Origin of the sequence: Nocardia sp. NPDC024068, assembly GCF_040638875.1 — a bacterium.
In the GTDB taxonomy this organism is placed as follows: Bacteria; Actinomycetota; Actinomycetes; order Mycobacteriales; family Mycobacteriaceae; genus Nocardia.
This window is the reverse complement of the sequence record NZ_JBEZYU010000008.1, coordinates 64,672-87,675: the sequence shown is the minus strand read 5'-3', so window position 1 is coordinate 87,675 and position 23,004 is coordinate 64,672. Positions and strand designations below refer to the sequence as shown.

At 68.7% G+C, this 23,004-nt stretch carries 23 protein-coding genes; 9 read left to right on the top strand and 14 right to left on the bottom strand.

From position 1 onward, the window contains the following. Nucleotides 1–213 precede the first annotated feature (213 nt). The 7 genes from AB0F41_RS10905 (at nt 214) to AB0F41_RS10875 (ending at nt 7,401) form a co-directional block, all read left to right on the top strand. Nucleotides 214–894: a GntR family transcriptional regulator gene (locus tag AB0F41_RS10905; protein ID WP_357422599.1), complete on the top strand. Its 681-nt coding sequence runs from the start codon at nt 214–216 to the stop codon at nt 892–894. A gap of 226 nt (nt 895–1,120) precedes the next feature. Then, on the top strand, nt 1,121–2,452 hold the full coding sequence (locus AB0F41_RS10900; protein ID WP_357422598.1) for a nucleobase:cation symporter-2 family protein: 1,332 nt from the start codon (nt 1,121–1,123) through the stop codon (nt 2,450–2,452). Further along, the gene (locus AB0F41_RS10895) at nt 2,449–3,507 is read left to right on the top strand and encodes a ring-opening amidohydrolase (RefSeq protein ID WP_357422597.1); all 1,059 of its coding nucleotides are present in this window, start codon (nt 2,449–2,451) and stop codon (nt 3,505–3,507) included. Before AB0F41_RS10900 ends, AB0F41_RS10895 begins: the two co-directional genes overlap by 4 nt. Next, nucleotides 3,504–4,817: a cytosine permease gene (locus AB0F41_RS10890; protein ID WP_357422596.1), complete on the top strand. Its 1,314-nt coding sequence runs from the start codon at nt 3,504–3,506 to the stop codon at nt 4,815–4,817. Before AB0F41_RS10895 ends, AB0F41_RS10890 begins: the two co-directional genes overlap by 4 nt. Beyond that, nucleotides 4,814–5,515, top strand: coding sequence for an isochorismatase family cysteine hydrolase (locus AB0F41_RS10885; protein ID WP_357422595.1), 702 nt, complete (start codon nt 4,814–4,816; stop codon nt 5,513–5,515). Before AB0F41_RS10890 ends, AB0F41_RS10885 begins: the two co-directional genes overlap by 4 nt. Continuing rightward, nucleotides 5,512–6,168 (top strand): alpha/beta hydrolase, encoded by a 657-nt coding sequence (locus AB0F41_RS10880; protein ID WP_357422594.1) that lies wholly within the window; start codon nt 5,512–5,514, stop codon nt 6,166–6,168. The genes AB0F41_RS10885 and AB0F41_RS10880 overlap by 4 nt, the downstream gene beginning before the upstream one ends. Nucleotides 6,169–6,576: 408 nt before the next feature. Continuing rightward, a complete protein-coding gene (locus AB0F41_RS10875) occupies nt 6,577–7,401 on the top strand; it encodes an alpha/beta fold hydrolase (protein ID WP_357422593.1) in 825 nt (274 codons plus the stop codon). A gap of 37 nt (nt 7,402–7,438) precedes the next feature. Here the strand turns inward: AB0F41_RS10875 and AB0F41_RS10870 are convergent, their stop codons facing one another. From AB0F41_RS10870 to AB0F41_RS10855, 4 genes are all read right to left on the bottom strand, one after another. Continuing rightward, nucleotides 7,439–8,872: a DUF234 domain-containing protein gene (locus AB0F41_RS10870; RefSeq protein WP_357422592.1), complete on the bottom strand. Its 1,434-nt coding sequence runs from the start codon at nt 8,870–8,872 to the stop codon at nt 7,439–7,441. A 159-nt stretch (nt 8,873–9,031) separates the two neighbouring features. Beyond that, nucleotides 9,032–9,880 (bottom strand): helix-turn-helix transcriptional regulator, encoded by an 849-nt coding sequence (locus AB0F41_RS10865; RefSeq protein WP_357422591.1) that lies wholly within the window; start codon nt 9,878–9,880, stop codon nt 9,032–9,034. Continuing rightward, on the bottom strand, nt 9,877–10,398 hold the full coding sequence (locus tag AB0F41_RS10860) for a DUF6879 family protein (protein ID WP_357422590.1): 522 nt from the start codon (nt 10,396–10,398) through the stop codon (nt 9,877–9,879). Before AB0F41_RS10860 ends, AB0F41_RS10865 begins: the two co-directional genes overlap by 4 nt. Continuing rightward, on the bottom strand, nt 10,379–10,708 hold the full coding sequence (locus tag AB0F41_RS10855; protein WP_357422589.1) for a hypothetical protein: 330 nt from the start codon (nt 10,706–10,708) through the stop codon (nt 10,379–10,381). The genes AB0F41_RS10860 and AB0F41_RS10855 overlap by 20 nt, the downstream gene beginning before the upstream one ends. A 222-nt stretch (nt 10,709–10,930) precedes the next feature. Between AB0F41_RS10855 and AB0F41_RS10850 the strand changes: the two genes are divergently transcribed. Next, nucleotides 10,931–11,149, top strand: coding sequence for a hypothetical protein (locus AB0F41_RS10850; RefSeq protein ID WP_357422588.1), 219 nt, complete (start codon nt 10,931–10,933; stop codon nt 11,147–11,149). A 72-nt stretch (nt 11,150–11,221) separates the two neighbouring features. On the opposite strand, the gene AB0F41_RS10845 is transcribed toward AB0F41_RS10850, so the two are convergent. The 7 genes from AB0F41_RS10845 to AB0F41_RS10815 all read right to left on the bottom strand — a co-directional run bounded on the left by AB0F41_RS10845 (nt 11,222) and on the right by AB0F41_RS10815 (nt 19,255). Next, nucleotides 11,222–12,817: an acyl-CoA synthetase gene (locus tag AB0F41_RS10845; RefSeq protein WP_357422587.1), complete on the bottom strand. Its 1,596-nt coding sequence runs from the start codon at nt 12,815–12,817 to the stop codon at nt 11,222–11,224. Between the two features lie 91 nt (nt 12,818–12,908). Then, the gene (locus AB0F41_RS10840) at nt 12,909–14,075 is read right to left on the bottom strand and encodes a thiolase family protein (RefSeq protein WP_357422586.1); all 1,167 of its coding nucleotides are present in this window, start codon (nt 14,073–14,075) and stop codon (nt 12,909–12,911) included. After that, complete coding sequence (locus AB0F41_RS10835; protein WP_357422585.1) at nt 14,072–15,223, bottom strand: DMT family transporter; 1,152 nt, start codon at nt 15,221–15,223, stop codon at nt 14,072–14,074. Before AB0F41_RS10835 ends, AB0F41_RS10840 begins: the two co-directional genes overlap by 4 nt. Beyond that, nucleotides 15,220–15,660 (bottom strand): thioesterase family protein, encoded by a 441-nt coding sequence (locus AB0F41_RS10830; protein WP_357422584.1) that lies wholly within the window; start codon nt 15,658–15,660, stop codon nt 15,220–15,222. The genes AB0F41_RS10835 and AB0F41_RS10830 overlap by 4 nt, the downstream gene beginning before the upstream one ends. Nucleotides 15,661–15,714: 54 nt before the next feature. Then, nucleotides 15,715–16,860 carry an acyl-CoA dehydrogenase family protein gene (locus tag AB0F41_RS10825; protein ID WP_357422583.1) on the bottom strand — a complete coding sequence of 382 codons (1,146 nt, stop codon included), beginning with the start codon at nt 16,858–16,860 and terminating at the stop codon, nt 15,715–15,717. A gap of 138 nt (nt 16,861–16,998) precedes the next feature. Continuing rightward, nucleotides 16,999–18,414 (bottom strand): LuxR C-terminal-related transcriptional regulator, encoded by a 1,416-nt coding sequence (locus AB0F41_RS10820; RefSeq protein ID WP_357422582.1) that lies wholly within the window; start codon nt 18,412–18,414, stop codon nt 16,999–17,001. A 121-nt stretch (nt 18,415–18,535) separates the two neighbouring features. Continuing rightward, the gene (locus AB0F41_RS10815) at nt 18,536–19,255 is read right to left on the bottom strand and encodes an SDR family oxidoreductase (RefSeq protein ID WP_357422581.1); all 720 of its coding nucleotides are present in this window, start codon (nt 19,253–19,255) and stop codon (nt 18,536–18,538) included. An 89-nt stretch (nt 19,256–19,344) separates the two neighbouring features. On the opposite strand from AB0F41_RS10815, the gene AB0F41_RS10810 reads away from it, so the two are divergent. Further along, nucleotides 19,345–19,929, top strand: coding sequence for a TetR/AcrR family transcriptional regulator (locus AB0F41_RS10810; RefSeq protein WP_357422580.1), 585 nt, complete (start codon nt 19,345–19,347; stop codon nt 19,927–19,929). Between the two features lie 100 nt (nt 19,930–20,029). Here the strand turns inward: AB0F41_RS10810 and AB0F41_RS10805 are convergent, their stop codons facing one another. From AB0F41_RS10805 to AB0F41_RS10795, 3 genes are all read right to left on the bottom strand, one after another. Continuing rightward, the gene (locus tag AB0F41_RS10805; protein ID WP_357422579.1) at nt 20,030–21,166 is read right to left on the bottom strand and encodes an ABC transporter substrate-binding protein; all 1,137 of its coding nucleotides are present in this window, start codon (nt 21,164–21,166) and stop codon (nt 20,030–20,032) included. 116 nt (nt 21,167–21,282) lie between these two features. After that, entirely contained in the window at nt 21,283–22,146 is an 864-nt protein-coding gene (locus tag AB0F41_RS10800; RefSeq protein ID WP_357422578.1) for an ABC transporter permease subunit, read from the bottom strand. After that, nucleotides 22,143–22,979: an ABC transporter ATP-binding protein gene (locus tag AB0F41_RS10795; protein WP_357422577.1), complete on the bottom strand. Its 837-nt coding sequence runs from the start codon at nt 22,977–22,979 to the stop codon at nt 22,143–22,145. The genes AB0F41_RS10800 and AB0F41_RS10795 overlap by 4 nt, the downstream gene beginning before the upstream one ends. Nucleotides 22,980–23,004: the final 25 nt, after the last annotated feature.

Here is a 23,004-nt window from a genome sequence, read left to right as displayed (position 1 = left end):
GTGACCCATCCGAACGCTGGTCAGGGCACGATCCAGCAGGCCGGATTCGCCGTCGGCGAGGTTGATCAGCAGGGGCGCCTGCTTGCGCGGTCACCTCCCGCGACGTGAGGTGCCGGTCGAGCAGTTCGGTCAGGGCGCGTGCGGACTCGTGGATCAGAGAGACAATAATTTCGTCAGGGCGCATCCTCTCCGGATCCGATTACGCTCACGAGCGTGACCACCTCGCAGCACACCGCCCGAACCGCACCACGCGCCGCGGTCGCGGACGCCTTGCGTGCGGACATCCTGGCCGGACGGCTCGCCCCCGGCGATCGGCTGCGTGAGGTCGACCTCGCCGAGCGTTTCGGAGTGTCACGCATCCCGGTCCGCGAGGCGCTGTCGCAATTGCAGAGCGAAGGCTTCGTCACCCTGGTCCGCTACCGGGGCGCCACGGTCTCGGCACCTTCGGGCTCGGCCGCCACGGAACTCGTGCAGATCCGGCGCGGCCTGGAGGTGCTGTCCGCCCAGCTGGCCGCGCGAAACCGAGGCGGCGCGGTCGCCGAAGAGTTGCAGCGGGTCGTGGAACAGGGCCGGTCCGCGAATCTGAGCCACGCACACGACGAACTGCCACCGCTCACGCTGCGATTCCACACCCTGGTGGCCGAGGCCTCGGGCAACCAGCAACTGCGGGCGATGCTGGAGCAGATCCTGGAGCGGGTGGCCTGGATCTTCGGCCAGCACCTCGATACCCGCACCCGGATATCGTGGAGCGATCACGCCGCGATCGCGCAGGCGATCCTCAACGGATCACCCGTTCAGGCGGGGTTCCTGATGGACGAGCACATCGCACGCGACGAAGACCTTCTGGCCGAGATGGACGCCGACGACGCACCGGATCGAGTCGAGGGACCGTAGGAACGCGCGCGCCGAAACCTGGAACACGAACTCGGAGCGCGAGTTTCCACAGAGCGGCAGCGACTTGGCCGCGGAACGAATATCCCGCTTCTTGTATACAACCTTTGGCAACCCATCACTTCAAAGCCAATAGTTCACGGCCCTGGAACCTTGAGCAACATCCACGAAACAGTGTTTGTATACAAATCTGGGTGTTGATTGTTTCCTCTGCCCTAGGTCAGGTCCCATGTCCACCGACGCCGCCCCGACCCAGTCGCCGCCGCTGACCCCCGCTCCTCCGCTGCCCTGGTGGCGTACCGCGCTGTTCGGAATCCAGCACGTGCTCGTCATGTACACCGGGTGCGTCGCGGTCCCGCTCGTCTTCGGCGCCGCCCTGGGCCTGGACACCTCCACCATCGCCACGCTGGTGAACGCCGACCTCCTGGTCGCCGGGGTGATCACCCTCGTGCAGGCCCTCGGGATCGGAAAACTGCTCGGAGCCCGGATGCCGGTGGTGGCCGGTGCCTCCTTCACCGCCGTCACGCCGATGATCCTGATCGGCGAGGAATACGGGCTGTCCGCCGTCTACGGCGCCATGATCGCGGCGGGCATCTTCGGCATGCTGGTCGCGATCCCGTTCTCCAAGCTGGTGCGGTTCTTCCCGCCGATGGTGCGAGGCGCGGCGGTCACCATGATCGGGTTGTCGCTGATCGGCAAGGCCGTATCCATGACCTTCGGCGACGAACCGGCCGGGGGCGCCCCGCTGGCGCTGGCCCTTGGTGTGGTGGTGACGATCGTCGTCCTGATGCGTTACGGCCGCGGCATCGTCGCGCAGTCCGCGGTCCTGATCGCACTGGTCCTCGGCACGGTCGCCGCGGCGGCCCTCTCGCTCACCGATTTCAGCGCCGTCGGCACCGCCGACTGGTTCGGCCTGCCCAACCCGTTCCTGTTCGGCACGCCCACCTTCCCGATCGCCGGAATCATCTCGATGTGCCTGGTGATGCTGGTGATCTTCACCGAATCCACCGCGTACCTGATGGCCACCGCCGATCATCTGGGTCGCCCGCTGGAACCGAAGCGGCTGGCCCGCGCGCTCGGCGCCGACGGCGCCTCCGCCGTCCTGGGCGGGTTCCTGACCTCGTTCCCGGACACGATCTTCGCGCAGAACGTGAGCCTGGTCCGGATGACCGGGGTGGCGAGCCGCCGGGCGGTCGCCGTCGCGGGTGGGCTGCTGGTGGCGCTCGGGCTGGTACCGAAGATGGGTGAGGTGGTCGCCAATCTGCCGGGAGCGGTGATCGGCTCGGTGAGCCTGGTCATGTTCGCCACCGTCGCGGGGGTCGGGATCGCGACGCTCGCCCGGGTCGACTACTCCCGCAACGACAATCTGCTCGTCGTCTCCCTGGCCATGGGGATCGGCATGATCCCGGTGGTGGCGCCGGAGGTCTACGAGGGGCTGCCGTCCTCGGTCCGGATCATCGCCGGCGGCGCGATCACCAGCACGGTCATCGTGGCGTTCGTTCTCAACCTCGTCTTCAACCACCTCACCCCGGACCGCACCACGAAGGAGAGCGCCGCATGACCGGTATCGCCCTGTTGACCGTCCCCACCGCCGACCCCGGCGATGCCCGCCCCTTCGACGTGCTCACCGAGTCCGGCTATCGCGCCGAGGATCTCGTCTCGATCATCGGCAAGACCGAGGGCAACGGTTGCGTCAACGATTTCAGCCGGACCCTGGCCACCGCAGTCTGGGAGCCGCGCATCCCGGAGGCCGCGGTGACTGTGTTCTCCGGCGGCACCGAAGGGGTACTGAGCCCGCATGTGAACCTGCTGGTCCGCGACGGCCGGCACCATCCCGGGTTCGATCGCGGTCTGGTCGCGGCGGCGCGGCGCAGCCGGGTGCTCGATCCGGCGGAGGTCGGCCGGGCGGCCCAGGTGGACACCGTGGCCGACACCGTGGGGAAGCTGCTGGCCGAACTGGGGGTCACGCCCGCCGATGTCCATCTGGTGCTGGTGAAATGTCCGCTGCTCACCTCGGACAAGATCACCGCGCTGCACGCCGCCGGGCAGGCTCCCGTCGCCACCGACACCTATGCGTCGATGGGCTGGTCGCGGGCGGCGAGTTCGCTGGGTATCGCGGTCGCGCTCGGCGAATGCGATCGCGAGACCGCGCTGCGGGCGCTGGCCGGTGACGCCGACGTGTGGTCGGCGCGGGCCTCGGCCAGCGCGGGCGCCGAACTGGACGACTGCCATGTGCTGGTGGTCGCCGAAAGCCCCACCGCGGCCAACCCGTTGCGCGCGCTGCACGGACATATGGCCGACGCCATCGACCTCGCCTCGGTGCAGGAACTGCTGACCCGGGTCGCGGCCGCCGGGGGCACGGTCCGGCAGATCTTCGCCAAGGCGGAGGCCGATCCACGCGGGTCGGTGCGCGGTTTCCGGCACACCATGCTCACCGACTCCGATATCAACGCGACCCGGCATGCGCGCGGCGCGGTCGGTGGCCTGCTCGCGGCCCTCAAGGGTGACGGCGCGGTGTATGTCTCCGGCGGCGCCGAACATCAGGGCCCGCCCGGCGGCGGCAGCGTCACCGTGATCTACGAACTCCCGACCCCCGAAGGTACCGATGCGCTATGAGCACCACCACGGTCACCGAAGCCGAGAACACCTGGGAAATAGAGGAATTCGAGAACACACCGGTTCCCGCCGAACACCGCCGCGGGCTCGCCTCGGTCTCCGCGGTCTGGTTCGGGTTCCCGATGGTGCTGACCTGCGCCATCTTCGGCGGACTCATCGTCTACTCACTGGGCTTCTGGCTCGGCCTGCTGGCCATCGCGGTCGGAAATATCTGCATGATGCTGTATGTCGGATCGCTGAGTGTGATCGCCGGGCGCACCGGGAAGAACTTCGCGCTCACCGCCGCCGAATCCTTCGGCCGGGCCGGGGCGTTCCTGCCCTCGGCCTTCCTGGCGACCATCGTGATCGGCTGGTTCGCCTTCCAAACCGGGATGGCGGGCGCCATCCTGCACGACACCCTCGGCTGGCACGAACAGTTCACCGCACTCGCCGCCGGACTCGGATTCGTCGCGGTGACGCTGCTCGGTATCCGCGCGCTGTCGGCCATCGGCATGATCGCGGCTCCCGTGTATGTGGTGCTGGGCCTGGTCGCGATCGGTATCGCGGTTGCCGACGGCGGCGGTTCACCCGCCTCCTACCAGGGCAGCGCGGGCGCGGCGGCGATGAGTTTCGGGGCGGCGGTGACGCTGGTGATCGCCTCGTTCATCGACTCCGGCACCATGACCGCCGATTTCACCCGCTGGTCGCGCAACGGCCGCGAAGCCTTCCTCGCCGCGGCCTCGGCGTTCCCGGTGGGCAATTCGATCGCCCTGGTGATCGGCGGTCTGGTGGTGGCACTGGGCGGTAGCGCCGACCCCGCCACCGACGGCGGTAACTTCCTCGGCCTGCTCGTCGACCACGGCGGCATCCTGGTGCCGCTGGCGGTGGCGTTCGTCTTCATCAACCTCGGCTCGGTCTGCGCGCACTGCCTCTACAACGGCGCCGTCGGCTGGAGCCAGCTCTCCGGCGGCCGGATGCGGCGGCTCACCCTCATCCTCGGCGCGGCCGGTGTGGTGCTGGCGGTCGCGGGAATCTGGTCGTATTTCGAACAGTGGCTGAACTTGCTGGGTGTGGTCGTCCCGCCGATCGGCGCGGTGGTGATCCTCGACCAGCTGGTACTGCCCCGGTTCGGACTCGGCGCGAGCGAACGCCGCGCCCGCTGGCACTGGCCCGCGTTCACCGCCTGGGCCGGCGGCGCGGTCGCCGCGCTGATCACCCACGAATTCGCCCCCTGGCTGTCGGACGCCGTCATCGGTTTCCTGGCCGCCGCCGCCATCCTCACCCTCTGCGCGACAGTGACCGCGCGACGCGACAAGGAGCTCATCGCATGACCATCACCCCCGTGGACGCCACCCCCTATGCCTGGCCCTTCGACGGTGCCGTCGACCCGGCCCGCACCGCGCTGCTGCTGATCGACTGGCAGACCGACTTCTGCGGGACCGGCGGCTATGTCGACCAGATGGGTTACGACCTGTCCCTCACCCGCGCCGGACTGGAACCCACCGCGCGTGTTCTCGCCGCGGCCCGCGAACTCGGTTTCACCGTCATCCACACCCGCGAAGGCCACCGCCCCGACCTCTCCGATCTGCCCGCCAACAAACGCTGGCGGTCCGCGCGGGTCGGCGCGGAGATCGGCAGTGTGGGCCCGTGCGGGCGCATCCTGGTGCGCGGCGAACCGGGCTGGGAGATCGTGCCCGAGGTGGCGCCGATCCCCGGCGAGCCGATCGTCGACAAACCGGGCAAGGGCGCCTTCTACGCCACCGACCTCGACCTGCTGCTGCGCAGCGCGGGCATCACCCACCTCGTCCTCACCGGTATCACCACCGATGTCTGCGTGCACACCACCATGCGCGAAGCCAACGACCGCGGTTACGAATGCCTGATCCTGTCCGACTGCACCGGTGCCACCGAACGCAAACACCACGAAGCGGCGCTCAGCATGGTCACCATGCAGGGCGGGATCTTCGGTGCCGTCGCCACCTCCGACCAACTGCTGGCCGCGCTCGGGAAGCAGTCCGTACCCGCATGAGAGTCGTCCTGATCCACGGCGTGGCCACCGACAGCCGGGTCTGGGCGGCCACGATCGCCGCCCTCGGCCCGGCCGTCGAGGTCCACGCCCCGGACCGGCCGCAGTCCGGCGATATGGATACCGAGGTCGCCGCCCTCGCACCACTGTGCGAGGGGGCGTTCGTGGTGGGGGTCAGCGGCGGCGCGACACTCGGTCTGGAGATGGCGGCCCGCGGAGTCGGATTCGCGGCCGCGCTCCTGCACGAACCGGCGGCCGGGTCACTCGCACCGGGATTGCTCGACGATGTCGCGCGGGCTTTCGAGCGGGCGGGTGTGGCGGGGTTCGGCCGCACGCTCTACGGTCCCGCCTGGTCACCGGAGCTCACGGTCGCGGCGCGCGATACGGTCGCCGGGGAGCTGGCGATGTTCCGCGCGTTCGAACCCCGTCCGGTCGGCGCCCTGGCGGATCGGATCACCCTGACCCTGGGTCAGCATTCGCCGCCCGCCCGGCACAGTTCGGTCCGGGACCTCGGCGCGGCCCTGGGCCTCACCTACCGCGTACTCCCCGGAACCGGGCACGCGGCACATCTGGAGGCTCCCGCACAGCTGGCCCACTGGGTCCGGTGCCGATCCGGCGCCGACCTCGGTTCCTACCCGATACCGCCGTTCCCGTGACCGGCACGCGATGATCGACCGGACGAGCGAAACAACAGGACATCTGCCCTACTGCGGTAGCAATCGCCGTTCCGGCCGGGGACTCGCCTCATTTGTGCGGAGCGCATGAGAGCACGCCGGGGTTTCATGGTGTCCGCCCATAGAAGACCCGGCCGGGGCGCCCTACGCTCACATTTGCCCCGGTGACTGCCCTGCGGGCGGGCCGCTGATCTCCCCTCGAACCCGATCTGTTCATCCCACCCGGAATCCATCGCGAAAGTACGACTCACCCATGTCTGTTCAGCTCTATCGCGCGCAGCACAATGGATTGTCATCGCCTCTGCCCCCGGCCACCGGGGGTACCCGCGTCTACGACAGGTACCACCAGGCGGCTCGTCCGCGGACCCCGACCGGAACGGAAGTATCAGCGTGAGCGCGGCGGATCGCTATATACCCACCGAATTGGGCACGTTGCGCGTCCGCGTCACCGGAACGGGACCGGCGATGCTGCTGTGGCCGAGTCTGCTGATGGACCACACGCTCTGGGACGCACAGGTCGCGCATTTCTCGGCGCGATTCACCACCATCGCCGTCGACCCGCCCGGCCACGGCGCGAGCACCCCGCTCGACCGGCCGTTCACCTTCGAACAATGCGCACAAGGTGTGGGCCGGATCCTCGACACGCTCGAGATCGAACGAGCGCATATCGTCGGGAATTCCTGGGGCGCCATGATCGGCGCCACGTTCTGCGCCCTCTACCCCGAGCGGGTACTGACCGCCGTCCTCATGAACGGGACAGCGTCACCGGCCGGTGTGCGCCAGCGCCTCGAGTACGGTGCCCTGCTCGTGCTCGCGCGCATCCTCGGCGGATTCCGCGGGCCGCTCACCCGCTCCGCGCTCGACGCCTTCCTCGGTCCGACCACCATGCGGACCAGGCCGGAAGCGGTCGAGCACGTGCGGAAGACAGTGCGCGCCAACGATATCCGTTCAGTCCGGCACGCGGTACGCAGCGTGGTCCCCCAGCGTCCGGACCAGCGACAACTGCTCGCGCGGATCAGCACGCCCACCCTGATCATCGGTGGCAGCGAGGACTCGACCTTCCCACCCGCCGAGGTCGAAGAGATGGCGCGCGCCGTTCCCGGTGCCGAGTTGTCCATCATGGCGGGTGCCGCTCACCTGCTCGCGGTGGAGGTACCGGACGCGGTGAACACCCTCATCGACGACTTCCTCGGCCGGCACCGTCCGAGCCGGTAGACAGGGCAGGGCAGGGTTGCCGGTCGGCCGCCGGCGGCTAACGCCAGGCACGCAATAGGTCGTCCGGCCCCCACGCCATCGCGAGTGGCAGATCGGGGGCCGTCCCGGAGCAGGAAACCGCGATCAGCGGCGTGGTGGATGCCGCGCCGGGAACAGCGAGCACGCTGCGCGCCAGCGCATCGTAATCGTGACGATCGAACGGCCGATCTTCGAGCCATTTGATCGAGCCGACGAATACCACCTCGCCGGCAACAGGGCGCCGATCGGTGCCGACCAGGTCGATCTCGGGATTGTTCTGCCGGTTCCACCATCCGCCCACGGCTTCGACCTGTGGCCAGTGCTCGTCGGGCAGGAGTCGTTCGAGCGATTCCCGGACGAACGGCTCCACAGCGCGGCCCCGCCAGCTCGCCCAGGATCGTTCGACCCGAGCCAGTGCCAGATCGCTGCGGCCTCGCTCGGTCAACGGGATCGCCCGCTCCAGGCATGCGAGCCAGAACCGGAGATAGGAATCGGCCACCCGGTACCGCTTGTTCTTGGTATCGGATGCGGTCGACAGGGGCAGATCCGCGGCAACGATCCGCTTGGCCTGCAGCGTGTTCAATATCGGCGACAGCGTACCCGCGGGCAGCGCCCCGGAATTTCCCGCCTGTGCCGCGATCGTGCCGTGCGTGCGTTCCCCACTGCCGATTGCCTCGAGTACCGCCCGCGACCTACTCGATTCGGGGAATTCCCCGAGGAGCGACAGTTCGCCTGCGACGAGCAACGGGGCCAGTGGATTGGACAGCGCCTCCGCGAGAAACTCCGGGCGACTGCTGCCCGGCCGCCAGGATTGGATGATTTCGGGAAAGCCGCCGGTGATGAGCAGCGCGTCGACGGCCTCGGCCGGGGACAGATCGGTCATCTCCTGCACGTCGGCAAGGTGCAGCGGTTGTACTGTCATCTTGGTCGCTCGCCCGAAGAACGGCCGGTCGCGGGATTGCAGAGCCTCCATGACCGAGAGGTCGCTACCGACCAGCAGCAGCAGGACCGGTTTCGCGGACAGATACCGATCCCAGATTGTCTGCAGTGCACCCTCGAACTCGGAGTCCTGCTCCACGAGCCAGGGGACTTCGTCGATCACGACAAGACTCGGCGTGTCATCGGCGGCCGCGAGGGCGGCGGTGCGCAGCGCTTGGTTCCAATCGGCTGTGGCGAGCCCGGCCACCAGCTCGGCATTCGCGAGCGGGGCAGAAACGACAGCGGAGACGAAGTCCGCCCGTTCGGCCGCGGCATTGCGACCCCGAGTGGCCTGGAAAAGGACATACGGAAGCCCGGAACGATCGCAGAATTCCTGGACCAGACGCGACTTTCCGACGCGGCGCCGCCCGGTCATGATCACGGCCCGCCCTCGGGTCGCGCCCCTGCCCTCGGCAACAGACCGCAGTTGTTCGTCCAACAGCCCGAGATCCGCGCCACGGCCCCTGAACCGCATAGATCACCTCATTAACGTTAGATTCGATCTAACTTAGATAGTATCTTACTTAGATTAGATCTGACTTTTTACGTTCCGGTAGCAGCGTCTCCTGGACGTGCGGATTCACACCACTCACCGATCGGCCGCCGAACCGCCGGCCCGGCGTTTTCGAAGCGATCACCCGCGGCCCGCGTCCGCCCCGCGCGTCCGCAGTGCCGCCTGGATCAGTCCGCGCGCCGCCGCACCCGTCACCGACTGCTCCGACAGCGTGTCGAACGCGCGGCCGTAGACGTCGATCTCCCGCGGCTGGGTGATGGTGAGTTCGGCCGCCGTGCCCTCCACCATGACCAGCCGATTGTCGAACATCGCGAAGTTTGTCGACACCACCAGCGCTTCGGCGGTGGACGGGATGAGTCCGAGGGTCACCCGCGGCATACCCAGAATCGAGGACAGCCGGTCGAGCTGGCCGACCATCACGGCGTCACCACCCACCGTGGTGTAGAGCGCCTGCTCGGCGATCAGGAAATGGAAACGGTGGTCGCGTTTGTACAGGACCTGCTGGCGCTCCATTCGTTTCGCGACAGCCTCGTCGATATCGCCGGGTATGCGATGGAATTCGATCCCCCGCCGCAGTTTCGCCTCGGCGTATTCGGCCGTCTGGAGCAGGCCGGGAATGATCTGCGGCTGGAAATCACGGATATGGGTGGCGGCCGCCTCGAGTTTCAGGGATTTCTGCTGGCGGCGTCTCAGCCCGGTTCCCAGCACCTTCTGCCACTCCAGGTAGGCGGTCTCGATGGTGTGCGCGGTGGCCAGCAGATCGGGCAGCTGATCTTCGGCAGCGCAGTGGCGGCAGTAGGCGCGGACATCGTCGTCGGAGGGCCTGATCCGCGCGAATTCGATTTTGCTGACCTTGGATTCGTGCCAGCCGGCCAAGTGCGCGAGCCGGCGGTTGGTGAGTCCGGCGGTGCGGCGGATCTCGCGGAGCCGGGCTCCGAGCGCTTCCCGCGCGTCGTGTACATCGGTCATTGTCGTGCGTACTCCGGGTAGGGCGTCGCGAGCTCCCAGAGCCGCTCTTTCACGGTCCGGCAGTGCCCGGCGATCACCGGGTCCGCGGTGATCGCCAGTCCGGCCGGACCCCCGCGCCCGTCCACCAGGTTGTAGACGACGCGTTCGTTGTCGATCAGCCACCAGTCGTCCGGCGGGACGTCTCCGGCCAGATGCCGGGGAACGTATCGGATGTCCTCACCGGCCTCGGTGTTGGTATCGCTCACCGAGAGCAGCCACCGGTGGTAGGCGGTATGCGGAACGGTGACCACCCGCACCCTGCGGACCGTGACGCCCCGGGCGATCGTCTCCCGGATCAGCGCGTTCCACCGGTCCTTGTACTCGTCCGCAAGGACTGGCCGCCCTTCGAGGAAGCGGTGGTACCGGTCCGACTCGGTGGGGACGGCGTAGTCGTCTCCGACCTCGAGGTGGAACGCCTCGAGGCCGGAGCCACCGAGCAGTGCCGCCCAGTCCGGCGGTTCATGCGGGAGGTAGAGCACCGTAGAACGCCCTCGGGGTCTTCGGAACTTCGATCGCGGTTTCGTTCGGCGCGAGCTCGAGCTGCGCCAGAACCTCGTGATCGGCGACGGGGCGACCGGTGAGAGTGAATGTGCCCCGTCCGGTATCGGTCATCGTGGCGCCGATGAAGGTGTCGGGCTCGACGTAACCGACCAGCAGATGCGGGATTTCGATGGTCTCCGGTCTCTCCGTCTCCCAGCCCTGGACCAGATAGCTCTCCTGATCCGTCGTGTAGAGGCTCGGGCAGCCGCCCAGATCAGAACCGCCTTTGCCGAGGAACGCCAACTGCATTGTTCGACCCCTGTTCCGAAGATGAGCACGAGTTTTCCCGTACCGGGTCCATGATGCACCCCGCTGTTTACTCCTGCCGCACAGGAAACGGCATCTGTGCAAACTTGTGCTCACCGCTCGCCTGGACGGGTACCGGCTCCTTAACGTCGAATCGGCGGCCGTGCCGGACGTTCGCGCACCGGTACGGCCCGTGGGGTCGATGACAATCACAAAGGGGAAAGCATGCGCTTCGAGGTGAGGGTGAGCTGCGATGGCGCCCGATGGCTCATCACCGCACCAGCGTTCGGCGTGACGAGGATTGTCCTCGACGAACAGGCGATACGCAAGGAGGCGATACTGATGATCGCCGAATGCGGCACGGCCCCGAAAGTATTCGAGGTAGATCTCGTGCACGTCCCGGTGCCCGCGAAACGGCCGGCCAAGGGCCCCGGCCGCCGGTGAGTTCCCACCCCGACGGACCGATCGGCAGCGGCCGCACGCCCGGATATCGATGCCCCGGCCGGGAAGCGGGAGTCAGACGATGAGGTTGTCGTGGTCGCGCCAGTACTGCTGCCGCAGCTGCCGTTTGTACAGTTTGCCGCTCGGATCACGCGGTAGTTCGTCCACGAAGTCGACCGTGCGGGGGCATTTGTAGGCGGCCAGTTCCGCGCGGCAGGAGGCGATGAGTTCGGACGCCAGATCGGCGTTCGCGGCGGCCGGATCGACCGGCTGCACCACCGCTTTCACCGACTCCCCCATTTCGGCGTCCGGGACCCCGATCACCGCCACATCGACGACGGCGGGATGGGCGGCCAGGAGGTTCTCCGCTTCCTGCGGATAGATGTTCACACCACCGGAGATGATCATATGGGCCTGGCGATCGGTCAGATAGAGGTAGCCGCCGGCGTCCAGGTATCCCATATCGCCGAGCGTGCGCCAGCCCTTCGGATGAGCCACGGACGCCGTTTTGCCTGGGTCGTGGTGGTATTCGAACGGGCGGCCGCCGGCGAAATACACCACCCCCACTTCCCCCGGGGGAAGCTCCGCGCCGTCCTCGCCGACGATATGGCATTCCTGTGCGGGCCGGCCCACCGATCCGGGGTGCTCGAGCCATTCGCGGGCGGTGATATAGGTGTTGCCCACATCCTCGGTGCCCGAGTAGTACTCGGAGATGATGGGTCCCCACCAGTCCAGCATCTGCTGTTTGATCGCGACCGGGCACGGCGCGGCCGAATGGACGACGTCCACCAGGCTGGAGGTGTCGTAGCGCGCGCGGTCGGCGGCGGGCAGGCGCAGCAGGCGTACGAACATGGTGGGCACCATCTGGGTGTGGGTGATCCGGTGCCGTTCGATCAATTCCAGGCACAGGCGGGGCTCGAACCGTTCCATCACCACCACGGTGGCGCCGAGCCGGTGCCAGGACATGGAGAACACCAGCGGCGCGCCGTGGTAGAGCGGCGCGGGCGACAGGTACACAGCACCCTCGGTACCGCCGCTCACCAGCAGCCCCCGCGCGATCTGCACGGGCGCGGCGCTCGGATCGCCCAGCGGGGTGGCCGGTAGCGGTTTGCGGATCCCCTTGGGCCGTCCCGTGGTGCCCGAGGAGTACAGCATCTCCCGGCCTTCGCATTCGTCGGCCCCGAGAGGTTCGGGTGATTCGGCCGCCAGCACCTCCTCGTAGCTCTCGAAACCCGGCAGCGCACCCGCGCCCGCGATCCGTACCGGGATCCGGGTGAGGTCCAGCTCCGCGACCACCGCGGCCACCGAGTCGCCGGCGATCAACGCGGTCGCGCCGCAGTCGTCGAGGATGTACTGCACTTCACCGGCGGTCAGATGCCAGTTGATCGCGGTGTAGTACAGGCCCGACCGCTGTGCCGCCCACGCGATCTCCAGGTTCGCGGCGTTGTTCTCCATCAGGATCGCGATATGGTCGCCGGTCCGCAGCCCGCGGGCCCGCAGGGCACGGGCGCCGCGGATCGAGCGTTGTTCCAGTTCCCGGTAGGTCACGACCCGGCCGCTGGCGGCCATGATGACGGCCGGACGATCCGGGGTGCGCTCGGCATGCCATCCGGGTGTCGTCTCCGCCGCCCGCGGATATCCGTCCTGCGGGGCGATGTGCTGGTCGTTCATGCGCGTGGTCCTCGTGCTCCGGCGGATTCGGCCCTGTTCCGGTTGTACTCGCCGTACCCGGCCGGGGCGGCGTTTCCGGGAGTTTCGCAGTTCAGAGACGTTCGTAGACGGTGGCGTTGGCCAGACCACCCGCCTCGCACATGGTCTGCAGGCCGTAGCGGGCGTCGCGGTCCCGCAGGGCGTGCACCAGGGTTGTCGCCAGCCGGGCGCCGGAGGCGCCGAGCGGATGCCCGAGGGCGATCGCGCCGCCGTGCACATTCACCCGGGACAGGTCGGCTGCCACATCCCGGGCCCATGCCAGCACCACCGACGCGAAGGCCTCGTTCACCTCGAAGAGGTCGATATCGGAGATATCGAGGCCCGCGCGCTCCAAGACCTTGCGGGTGGCTGGGATCACCGCGGTGAGCATCAGCAGCGGATCGTCGCCCGCGACGGCGAAGCTGTGCAGGCGGGCCAGCGGCCGCAGGCCGAGCCGAGCCGCGTTCTCGCTGGTCGTGATGAGTACCGCCGCGCTGCCGTCGCTGATCTGGCTGGCGTTCGCGGCGGTGACGTGCCAGCCGATCTCGGGGAAGCGGTCCGCGAGCTGCGGGCTGTGGAAGACGGGGCGCAGTCCGGCGAGTGTTTCCACGGTGGTCCCGGTGCGGATGCCCTCGTCGGTGGCCAGGCCCGCGAGCGGGGCCAACTGCGCGTCGAAGGCGCCGTCCTTGGTGGCGCGGGCCGCTTTCTCATGGCTGACGGCCGCGAACTCGTCCACCTCGCCGCCGCTCAGCTTCCAGCGGGCCGCGATGAGTTCCGCGCTGATGCCCTGCGAGACCAGCGGTTCGGGATAGCGCGCCAGGAAATCGGCGCCGTCCAGGTCAGCGCCGAGCACACTGGCGCCCATCGGCACCCGGCTCATCGATTCCACGCCGGCCGCCACCACCATGTCGTAGGCTCCCGCGATCACGCCCTGGGCCGCGAAATGGATGGCCTGCTGGCTGCTGCCGCACTGCCGGTCGACGGTGGTCGCGGGTACCGATTCCGGGTAGCCGGCGGCCAGCGCGGCGCGCCGGCTCATATTCACCGACTGCTCTCCGGCCTGGGTGACCACGCCACCGATCACATCGTCGATCAGCGCCGGGTCGATACCGCTGCGTTCCACCAGTTCTCGCAGGCTGTGGGCGAGCAGATCGACCGGATGCACGCCGTGCAGCGCACCGGTGGGCTTACCTTTTCCGATCGGGGTGCGGACAGCCTCGACGATCACTGCGTCTCTCATGACGACTCCTCAGGGTGTCGGGAACCGGACGATGTCCGCCCGGATGACGGTTGCGCGGCGGCGGGCCGCCCGGTTGTTGCGGCGGCGGACCGCCCGGTGGTTCCGGCAGCGGACCGCCCGGTGGTTCCGGCAGCGGACCGCCCGGTGGTTCCGGCGGCGAGCCGCCCGGTGGTTCCGGCAGCGGACCGCCCGGTGGTTCCGGCGGCGAGCCGTTCGGTCGTTACGGCGCCCAGCCGTTCAGCCGTTGCGGCCGCGGGGCGCCGGGTGGCCAGGACGATCCCCGCCGCGACCGGGACGACGGCGGCGATTTCGACGACGGTGACCTCCTCCCCGAGGACGAGCGCCCCGAGCGCGACCCCGAACAGCGGCGGCATGAACTGGGCGACACTGGCGCCCGCCGGCCCGGCCCGCCGGATCAGCAGCAGCCACAGGCTCATCCCGATCACCGAGGCGCCGAGCGCGAGGAACAGCACCGCACCGGCCAGTGCGGGCCCGAAATCCACGGTCCCGCCGGAGAGCACGGCGAACACCACCATCGGCACCCCGCCGACCAGCGCCTGCCACCCGGTGGCCAGGTAGGGGTCGATATCGCCGACCAGGCGCGGGGTGCACACGGTGGCCACCACCAGGAATCCCACCGCGACGGCACCCGCGGCGATTCCCGCCGCGGTGATCACCCCGGCCCCGAGCCGGTCGAGCGCGGAGACCACGATGCCGCCGAACCCGAGGAGCAGGCCGAGCAGCCGTGTCCCGGAGAGCCGGGCGTCGCCCAGCGCCGCCGAACCGAGCTGCACCAGCAGCGGGGTGCACGCCGACAGGACGGCGGCCATCCCCACCGACAGATGCGGTAGCGCCCAGGCCATCACCAGCAGATAGCCGATATTGTTGAGCAGCCCCAGCAGTCCGAGTGCGAGCAGCGAGCGGGGCGACAGCGTGTGCAGCAGCCTGATCCGGAGGGCGAGCAGGACCAGCCCCGCGAGCGCACAACGTGCGCCCACCACTGCCGCCGGTCCCGCGTCCCGCAGAGCGATCTGGGTGGCGAGGAACGCGCCCGCCCACAGCAGCGCCCAGACGGTCGCGAGGCCCGCCGTACCCACCGACCATCCGTGCGGGGCGCGGCCGGCGGTGGATACGGCGGCGGTGTTCACGACGCGCGGACCGGGACCAGGCGTTCGGCCTTGGCGGCGACCCGTTTCAAGAACCGGCCGGTATCGATCACATGCCGGCCGTGGGTGCCCTTGGCCGCCACATCCCCGTCGTCGTCGCGGGCCTCGACCTCCCACTCGACATAGTTCTTGTCCACCCGGACGCAGCGGGCGGTGACGGTGAGCCGGGCGCCGGGCGGAGTCGGTGCGCTGTGCAGGATGTTCACCATCGTGCCGAGACTGCCCTCGCCTTCTTCGAGCACCGGGCGCAGCGCGCGGATCGCCGACCATTCCAGCAGGCCCACCATGAATCCGGTGGCGAAAACCTCCGGCATGATGCGGTAATCCTCGGATTCGGGATACAGATGCGGCACGGTCTTGTCGGCGGGCACCGTATAGGTCATTTCCTGGACATCACCCACGGTCAGAATGTCATGCACAGCAGGAACTCCTGTCGGAATAGGGAAGAAGAAGTGAAAGGATGCGTACCGGTTTCATACCGGGGCACTTTCCGGCGCCGGACGATGCACCTCGAGGGCGAATTCGGCCAGCCGTTTCCGGATGACATCGGAGGTGCCCGACGGTGCGAGCGTCATCAGCGCGTCGTCGAGCAGTTGCACCGCGCCGATACCGGGATGGCAGCCGCGGGCGCCCATGAGTTCCACGGCCGCGGTCGCGCAGTGCACGGCCGTCTCGCTGGCCTGCAGTTTTCCGATGATGAAGCCGACGTCGTGCAGATGGCCGGCGTCGAGCCGGGACGCCGCGTGATACAACGCCAGCCGGCTGCTGTAGATACCGGCGAACATATCGGCGAGGCGGCGCTGCACACTGTCGAGCCCGGACAGCGGCGCGTTGTAGAGCACCCTGTTCCGGCTGTATTCGCGTGCCCGGTCCAGTGCCGCCGTGGCCAGCCCCAGTGCCACCGAACCGATATTCGGCTTTCCGTGCCGGGTTACCACCGCGTGCGCGTAGCCGAGCCCCTCGCCCTCCCCTCCTATCATGTTCGCCGCCGGTATCCGGCAGTCCTCGAATACGACCTCACCGAGCCCGAATCCCCGCAATCCGGCCAGGTCGTGCTCGATACCGGCCGAGCAGCCGGGTGTTCCGGCCTCGACCACGAACGCGCTCAGCGCCCGGGAGTGCGCACCGGGTGAGGTCCGCGCGATCACCCCGTGCAGGGTGGCGATATGCGAGTTACCGATGAACCATTTGCGGCCGTTGAGGATCCAGTGGTCACCGTCGCGGACCGCGGTGGTTCCCATACCCAGCAGATGCGATCCGGAATCGGCCTCGGTCATGCAGATCGTCATGATGTCCTGACCGCGGGCCAGTTGCGGGAGCCAGCGGGCACGCTGGCGCTCGTCACCGAACTCCAGTAAGAGGCCCGTGCCCAGGGTCGCCGCGGATAGGCTCGCGCCCAGCGCGGCATCCGTCCGGGCCGCCTCCTCGATCGCCACCAGCCGCGCGAGTGTGCCCCGCCCCTGCCCGCCCCACTGCCGCGGAATGCCGACCCCGCTCCAGCCCAGGGCTATCAGCCGGGAAGCCATATCGGCTCCGTCGGCATTCTTCGAATCCGGATTCAACAGATCTTCGCGAATTGATTCGCGTATGAGCTGCGCCCGCTCCCAGAAGTCGCTCACCCAATCCCCCGCTTTCCTTGTACGAATAGGTTTCGGATCGTGATCAGGCCCCGCTGCCCATATTCGAATGGTATTGCAGCGCAACGCGAATAGGCACTACCAAGATAGGTAGTAGCAGGATGGGTAGCACCGATGTGTTCAGCCGGAGCGGGCTATTCTCCGGATCAGTTCGGCGCGCGAGGAGATATCGAGTTTCCGGTAGATCTTGCGGAGATGGAAATTCACGGTGTGCTCGGTGATACCGACGGCCCGCGCCACCTGCCGGTTGGTCATCCCGCGGCCCACCAGCCCCGCGACCTCGTGTTCCCGGTCGGTGAGTTCGGCGTCCGCGAGGCCGGGGCCGGTCGCCGGAGGCTGGTGTGCGGGGCCCTCGGCGGGGAACCGTTCGCCGCCGGGCAGCGAGTCCGTGGGCGCGGCACCGATCGCGGTCCGGAGATGGCGCGACAGGTAGGGGTCGGAGACGGAATCGAGTAGGCCCGCGAGTGCGCGCGCGTCGCCGTGGAGCACGGCACGGGCGTAGCGGGCGGCGTCGTAGAGCAGCGAGATCCCCGGGTTCCGTTGCGCGAGGGCCTCGGTGGCTTCGACGACGAGCCGGGCCGTCGCGAGATCGCCCGCCCGCACCGACATACCGGTCAGCACACCGGCAGTCGTGGGATCTTCGAGGAACGAGGACGGTTCGGCTTCGATCACCGGCCAACCGGCGCGCACCAGACCGGCCGCGGCGTCCGGGCCGGACCGGCGCGCGGCCACCGCGATATCGATCAGCGCGGCGCGGGCGACGGTATCGGGGAGCACGAAGTAGTCCGGCAGCTCACGCATCCGGCCCAGTTGCCCGGTCGCGCTGCCGATATCACCGAGCCGGAGGTGGGCCAGCGCGGAGACCGCCAGCGCCCGCGGTACCGCGACGGTGGTGCGGTGCCGCTGGGCGTATCCGATCGCGGCGGTGGCGAAGCGTAACGCGGCCTCGGGTTCATCACGCTGGAGGCACAGCGCGGCCTCCAAGGCGGCCGGTATGGACTCGAAGGCGTGGAGTCCGTACCGATCCTGCTCGTCGCGGACCCGGGCGACCAGATCGGCGGCCCGGGCGGTGACCCGCATATCGACCAGCCGCTTCGCCGACATCAGCCGGGTGTAGACATGCCATACCGGGCCGGCCTCGGCCGCGACGTTCTCGGCCAGCTGGTTCTGCCACAGCGCTTCCGCGAGTTCACCGGCCCGCCAGTGCCGGTCGGCGCGCAGGCACAGGGTGACCGCGCGCAGCGCCGGACCGCCGGTGAACCCACCCGAATCCGCCGCGCGGCCGGCCCGATCGCCGAGCAGCGTCACGGTCAGCAATCGCAGCGCGGCCACCTGGTCGCGGGTCTGTTCGGTGAGGTCCGGGGCGGCGAGCACGATATCGAAACCGGCCAGCGCGGCGGGCATATCGCCGCGGACGAGGGCGGCACTGCCGACCGAGAGCCCGGACAGCTGCGACTCGGTGAGCCCCTCGGCCCGTTCCACCGTGGCCATGAGGTAGAGAACGTCGCCGACCTGCGGGTTGACCGGCGATTCCACTGCAGGAGAATATCACTTCCGTATAAGTCGGAAGCGCGGGGAACCGCCCTGTGACCTCGTCGAACCGCCTCCGGAGCGAACGGCGCGGCCGGCCGCGTGATCGGCGACCGGCCGCTGGTGATCACTGTGGCGATCCCAGCCTTGCCCCGCCGTCCACCCGCACCACGATCCCCGTGGTGAAGCTGTTGCCGATCAGGAATTCGATGGCCTGCGCGATATCGTCGGCCGACCCCACCCTGCCGACAGGTGTCGCGGCGGCGATTCCGGCGAAGACGTCGGCGCGGGCGTCGCCGGGCAGGAAGTTCCACCAGTCGGTGTCGATCACCCCGGGTGAGACGGCATTCACCCGCACCGGCGCCAGCTCGAGCGCCAGCACCGGAACGGTGGCTTCCACCGCGGCATTGACGGCGGCCAACGCCGCCGTACCCGGCATCGACCCGCCCGCGGAGGCGGCGGACACCAGGGTGACCGACGCACCGGGCGCGAGATGCGGTAGCGCCGCCTGAACGACCGCGATATGCGGCAGCAGTTTGCCCGAGACATGTGATTGCAGAAGCTCGCGGGTCACCTCCCGGAACGGCGTGGTGCCGGCGGGACCGGTGACCGTCACGACGATATCGTCGACCGGCCCGATCTCGGCGAACATGCGCGCCAGGTCCTGTTCGTCGCGGGCGTCGACGACGAAACCCTGGGCTTCCGCACCGAGTTCGGCCAGCGCACTGTTCAGGCGATCCTTGTCGCGACCGGCGATGACGACCGTGGCACCGGCGGCGATGAGCCGCCCGGCCGTCGCCAGGCCGATACCGGATGTGCCACCCACGATGACGACTTTCTTACCCACGGCTGCCTCCCGAGTTCGTCTCGCACGGTTTTCGAACCACCGTGCCTCGTTAATATATTCGAGGCATCGTGTCTTGTAAAGTGTCCGGTATGACAGGTACTCGGGGCCGGCCACGCAGTGAGGACGCCCGGCGGGCGATCCTGCGCACCGCACTGGAACTCTGCGAACGCCACGGCTATCAGGAACTGACGATCAAGTCGATCGCGGAAACCGCCGGAGTCGGCAGGCAGACCCTCTACCGGTGGTGGCCGGACAAGGCATCGATCCTGCTCGAATCGCTGACCGACCTGGCGGCGCGGCATCCGGCGCTCGATGCCGCGGACGAACCCGGGCCCGTACTCGACGGGGTGGAAGAACTGCTGACGACCACCTTCGAACTCGCCCGGAGCGTGACCGGCCAGGCCCTGGTGGGACTGATGTCGGACGCGCAGCGCGATCCGGCGCTGTCGGCACGGTTGCAGGAGACCGTGATCGGACCGCGACGAGCCGCACTGCGGACACTGCTGCAACGCGGCGTGGACGCAGGTGAATTCGCGGCCGGTACCTCCCTGGATCTGGCGGTCGACTTCGCCTTCGGCGCGATGTGGTACCGGCTGCTCGGCCGGCACGCACCGGTCGACGCGGCACTCGCGCGTGAGGTCACCGCGGCGATCGCGGCGACGCTCGCGCCGTGAGCGGACGGCAACCGCCCCTCGGCAACCGCGGCACGGACGGCTCCCGGAGGGCGGTTCAGCGGGCCGCCCGGCCGGGTGGCCCGGCCGGACGGCGCCGGGTTCAGGGCTTCGGCGCGGCCGGGAGCCCGATGGCCGGATCGATGAATTCGTTGGTCACCAGCTCGGCGGCGGTGAGGCCGTCGGCGATCTGGTCACCGCGTTTGCGCAGGATCGGGGTCACCGCGTCGATCACCCGGTCCACCCGGGCGGTATCGAAATCGCCCAGCGTGCTGTCCGGCCCGTTGCCGACGATCTTCTCCGCGACCTGCACCTTCACCGAATCGGAGTTACCGGCGGCGGTCATCGGCGGGCCGTCCGGGATGGTTTCGGCGATACGCAGCAGCGCGGCGTTGACCAGTTCCGGGTTCTCGATGTAGTCGACCTGGGCCTGTTGCAGCCTGGGCACCAGTTCGGTGAGGCAGGGCCGCAGCGATTCGAGTTCACCGGCGCGCACCGACCAGGCGTGCGGGTAGATCTCGTAACCGGCTTCGTGCACCAGCAGATAGTCGGTGGGTTTCTTCCAGCCCTCGACATCGTGCGCCCACCGATAGGGCTCGTTGGACACGTAGCCCTGCTGCATCACCTTGCCGCGCTCGGCGACGAACCGGCTCGGGGTGCCGTCGAAGGAGGCGTCGGCCTGATCGGGGCGGACGAATCCGTTGGCGACCAGGTAGTCCATGAAGATCTTGCCCTCGCTGTACACGACGGGGGCGCCGGTACCGGGCACGTCCTTCCAGGACCCGACCTTGTAGGTGGCCGGGTCCCACATCACGATCTGCGGATTGACGTCGAGCGAAGCGAAGACTCCGGTCACCGGGAATTCCGACTGCGCCCTCACCGCGTCGTCGGTCGGGACGAATCCGAGTGTGATCGAGGTGTCCTGATACATCTGCGCCGGAACCGGCTGGCCGCCCAGGAACGGCCCACCGAGCCGGACCTCGACATTGATACCGGTATCGCCGAGCGGGCCGGCATAGGAACCTTTGTTGACGTCGACGGTGCCGTCGGGCCCGACGAGCTGGAAGGCGGCCGCGCGTTCCGGCGTCGCGTACCAGTCGGTCTGGATGACGACGGTGGACGGGCAGACACCGGCCAGCGGACCCTCACCGGTGGGTTCGGGTACCGAGGTCGCGCCACCGCACGCGGTGAGCAGTGCGACGCCGGCTACGGCGGAAAGGGCGGAAAGGGATCTCTTCATGGGACTTCCTGGTGTGAAACGGTGGATGGGGAGAGAGCGCCGCGGCCGCGGTCCCCCGGTTCGGGCCGAGGGTGGTACGACCGGGCGAAGTCACCGGCCGCGACGGCGGCCCGTGATCACTGGCCGCGACGACGACCGTGGGCCCGTTCGACGCGGACGGCCAGGAAATCGAAGAACCAGAACAGGATCAGACCGGCCAGCGAGGAGAGCAGCAGGGCGGTGAGCAGTTCCTCGGTCGCCAGCCGCTGCCGGTAGACGTCGATCATCCGCCCGATCCCCGGTTCCCCCTGACGGAAGAAGAAATCCGCCACGATCGAACCGATGATCGCCATCCCGCCGGAGATCTTGAAACCCGAGATCATCGCCGGAAGCGCGGCCGGCAACTGGAGTTTCAGCAACCGCTGCCACCGCGTGGCGCCGTGCAGGGTGAAGAGGTCGTGTTCGGCCGGCGCGACGGCCTTGAGGCCGAACAGCGTATTCGTGACGACCGGGAACAGCGAGACCATCACGCAGACGATCACCCGGCTGCCGAATTCGTAGCCGAACCAGAATCCGAACAGCGGCACCACCGCGAGGATCGGAATGGTCTGCAGGATCACCGCGTACGGGTACAGGGAGTACTCCGCCCACCGCGCCTGGCTCATGACCACCGCGAATCCCACCCCCAGCGCCATGGCGATGACCAGCCCGCTGAGCGCCACCAGCACCGTGGATCCCAGCGCGGACAGGATCTCGGCCCGCACCGCGGCGTCGAGCAATCCCTCGGTGATCACCTCGTCCGGGCCCGGCAGCAGGAACCGCGACTCCGCGGCGATCAGATAGTGACTCGCGAAGTACCAGGCGCCGATCGCCAGGACGAATACCACCACGGGCGCGATGACGCGAACCGGAGCGGGCCGCGCGCGGCGGGCCGCGGAGGATTTCGGACGGGACTCGGCGGTGACCGTCTGTGCGGCGGTATCCGCCGCCACGGTGGTCATGCCGCGACCGCCTTCTCGGCGGCGTGCAGGGCGGCGGAGACGGTGCCGGCGATCTCGGCGAACTCCGCCGTGTACCGCATACCGGCCTCCCGGGGGAAGTCCAGCGGCACCGTGATATCGGCGGCCACCCGGCCCGGACGGCCGGTGAGCACGACGACCCGGGTCGACATGAACACCGCCTCCGGTACCGAGTGGGTGACGAACACACCCGCGAACGCGTCGCGGCGGAACAGCCCGCCCACTTCCTCGTTCAGGCGCTGGCGGGTGATCTCGTCGAGCGCGCCGAACGGTTCGTCGAAGAGGAACACCTCCGGGCGCAGGGTGAGCGCGCGGGCGATCGAGGCCCGCATGCGCATCCCGCCGGACAGTTGCGCCGGTTTGTGTTTCTCGAAGCCGCCCAGGCCGACCCGCTCGATGGCGTCGAGGGCGGCGGCGCGACGTTCGGCCCGATCCACCCCGGCCAGTTCCGCGGGGAGTTCGACATTGCGCAGCACCGTGCGCCACGGCAGCAGTGTCGCCTCCTGGAAGACGTAGCCGAGTTGTTCGGTGGCCACATCGACCGAGCCGGAGCTGGCCTCTTCGAAACCGGCCGCCAGGCGCAGCAGGGTCGATTTGCCGCATCCGGACGGGCCGACCAGGGAAACGAATTCCCCTGGGCGAACCGCGATATCGATATCGCGCAGGGCGGCGGTTCCGTTCTCGAACACCATCGAAACGTTCCGGAACGCGAGCGCCGGGTCCGGCTCGGACGTCACTGCCCGGGTCTTGGCCGCCTGGGTCGTATACATCGCCTCCTCCGTGGAGGTCGGCGCCGGAATAGCCTTTGTGCTCATGGAACAGTTCTATCGGCCGCTGATT

Excerpts from the sequence above, each read along its gene's own strand:
- AB0F41_RS10900 (WP_357422598.1), top strand. The coding sequence starts at position 1,121 with ATGTCCACCGACGCCGCCCCGACCCAGTCGCCGCCGCTGACCCCCGCT.
- AB0F41_RS10895 (WP_357422597.1), top strand. The coding sequence starts at position 2,449 with ATGACCGGTATCGCCCTGTTGACCGTCCCCACCGCCGACCCCGGCGAT.
- AB0F41_RS10890 (WP_357422596.1), top strand. The coding sequence starts at position 3,504 with ATGAGCACCACCACGGTCACCGAAGCCGAGAACACCTGGGAAATAGAG.
- AB0F41_RS10885 (WP_357422595.1), top strand. The coding sequence starts at position 4,814 with ATGACCATCACCCCCGTGGACGCCACCCCCTATGCCTGGCCCTTCGAC.
- AB0F41_RS10880 (WP_357422594.1), top strand. The coding sequence starts at position 5,512 with ATGAGAGTCGTCCTGATCCACGGCGTGGCCACCGACAGCCGGGTCTGG.
- AB0F41_RS10870 (WP_357422592.1), bottom strand. The coding sequence starts at position 8,872 with ATGCGGTTCAGGGGCCGTGGCGCGGATCTCGGGCTGTTGGACGAACAA.
- AB0F41_RS10865 (WP_357422591.1), bottom strand. The coding sequence starts at position 9,880 with ATGACCGATGTACACGACGCGCGGGAAGCGCTCGGAGCCCGGCTCCGC.
- AB0F41_RS10855 (WP_357422589.1), bottom strand. The coding sequence starts at position 10,708 with ATGCAGTTGGCGTTCCTCGGCAAAGGCGGTTCTGATCTGGGCGGCTGC.
- AB0F41_RS10850 (WP_357422588.1), top strand. The coding sequence starts at position 10,931 with ATGCGCTTCGAGGTGAGGGTGAGCTGCGATGGCGCCCGATGGCTCATC.
- AB0F41_RS10845 (WP_357422587.1), bottom strand. The coding sequence starts at position 12,817 with ATGAACGACCAGCACATCGCCCCGCAGGACGGATATCCGCGGGCGGCG.
- AB0F41_RS10840 (WP_357422586.1), bottom strand. The coding sequence starts at position 14,075 with ATGAGAGACGCAGTGATCGTCGAGGCTGTCCGCACCCCGATCGGAAAA.
- AB0F41_RS10810 (WP_357422580.1), top strand. The coding sequence starts at position 19,345 with ATGACAGGTACTCGGGGCCGGCCACGCAGTGAGGACGCCCGGCGGGCG.
- AB0F41_RS10805 (WP_357422579.1), bottom strand. The coding sequence starts at position 21,166 with ATGAAGAGATCCCTTTCCGCCCTTTCCGCCGTAGCCGGCGTCGCACTG.
- AB0F41_RS10800 (WP_357422578.1), bottom strand. The coding sequence starts at position 22,146 with ATGACCACCGTGGCGGCGGATACCGCCGCACAGACGGTCACCGCCGAG.
- AB0F41_RS10795 (WP_357422577.1), bottom strand. The coding sequence starts at position 22,979 with ATGAGCACAAAGGCTATTCCGGCGCCGACCTCCACGGAGGAGGCGATG.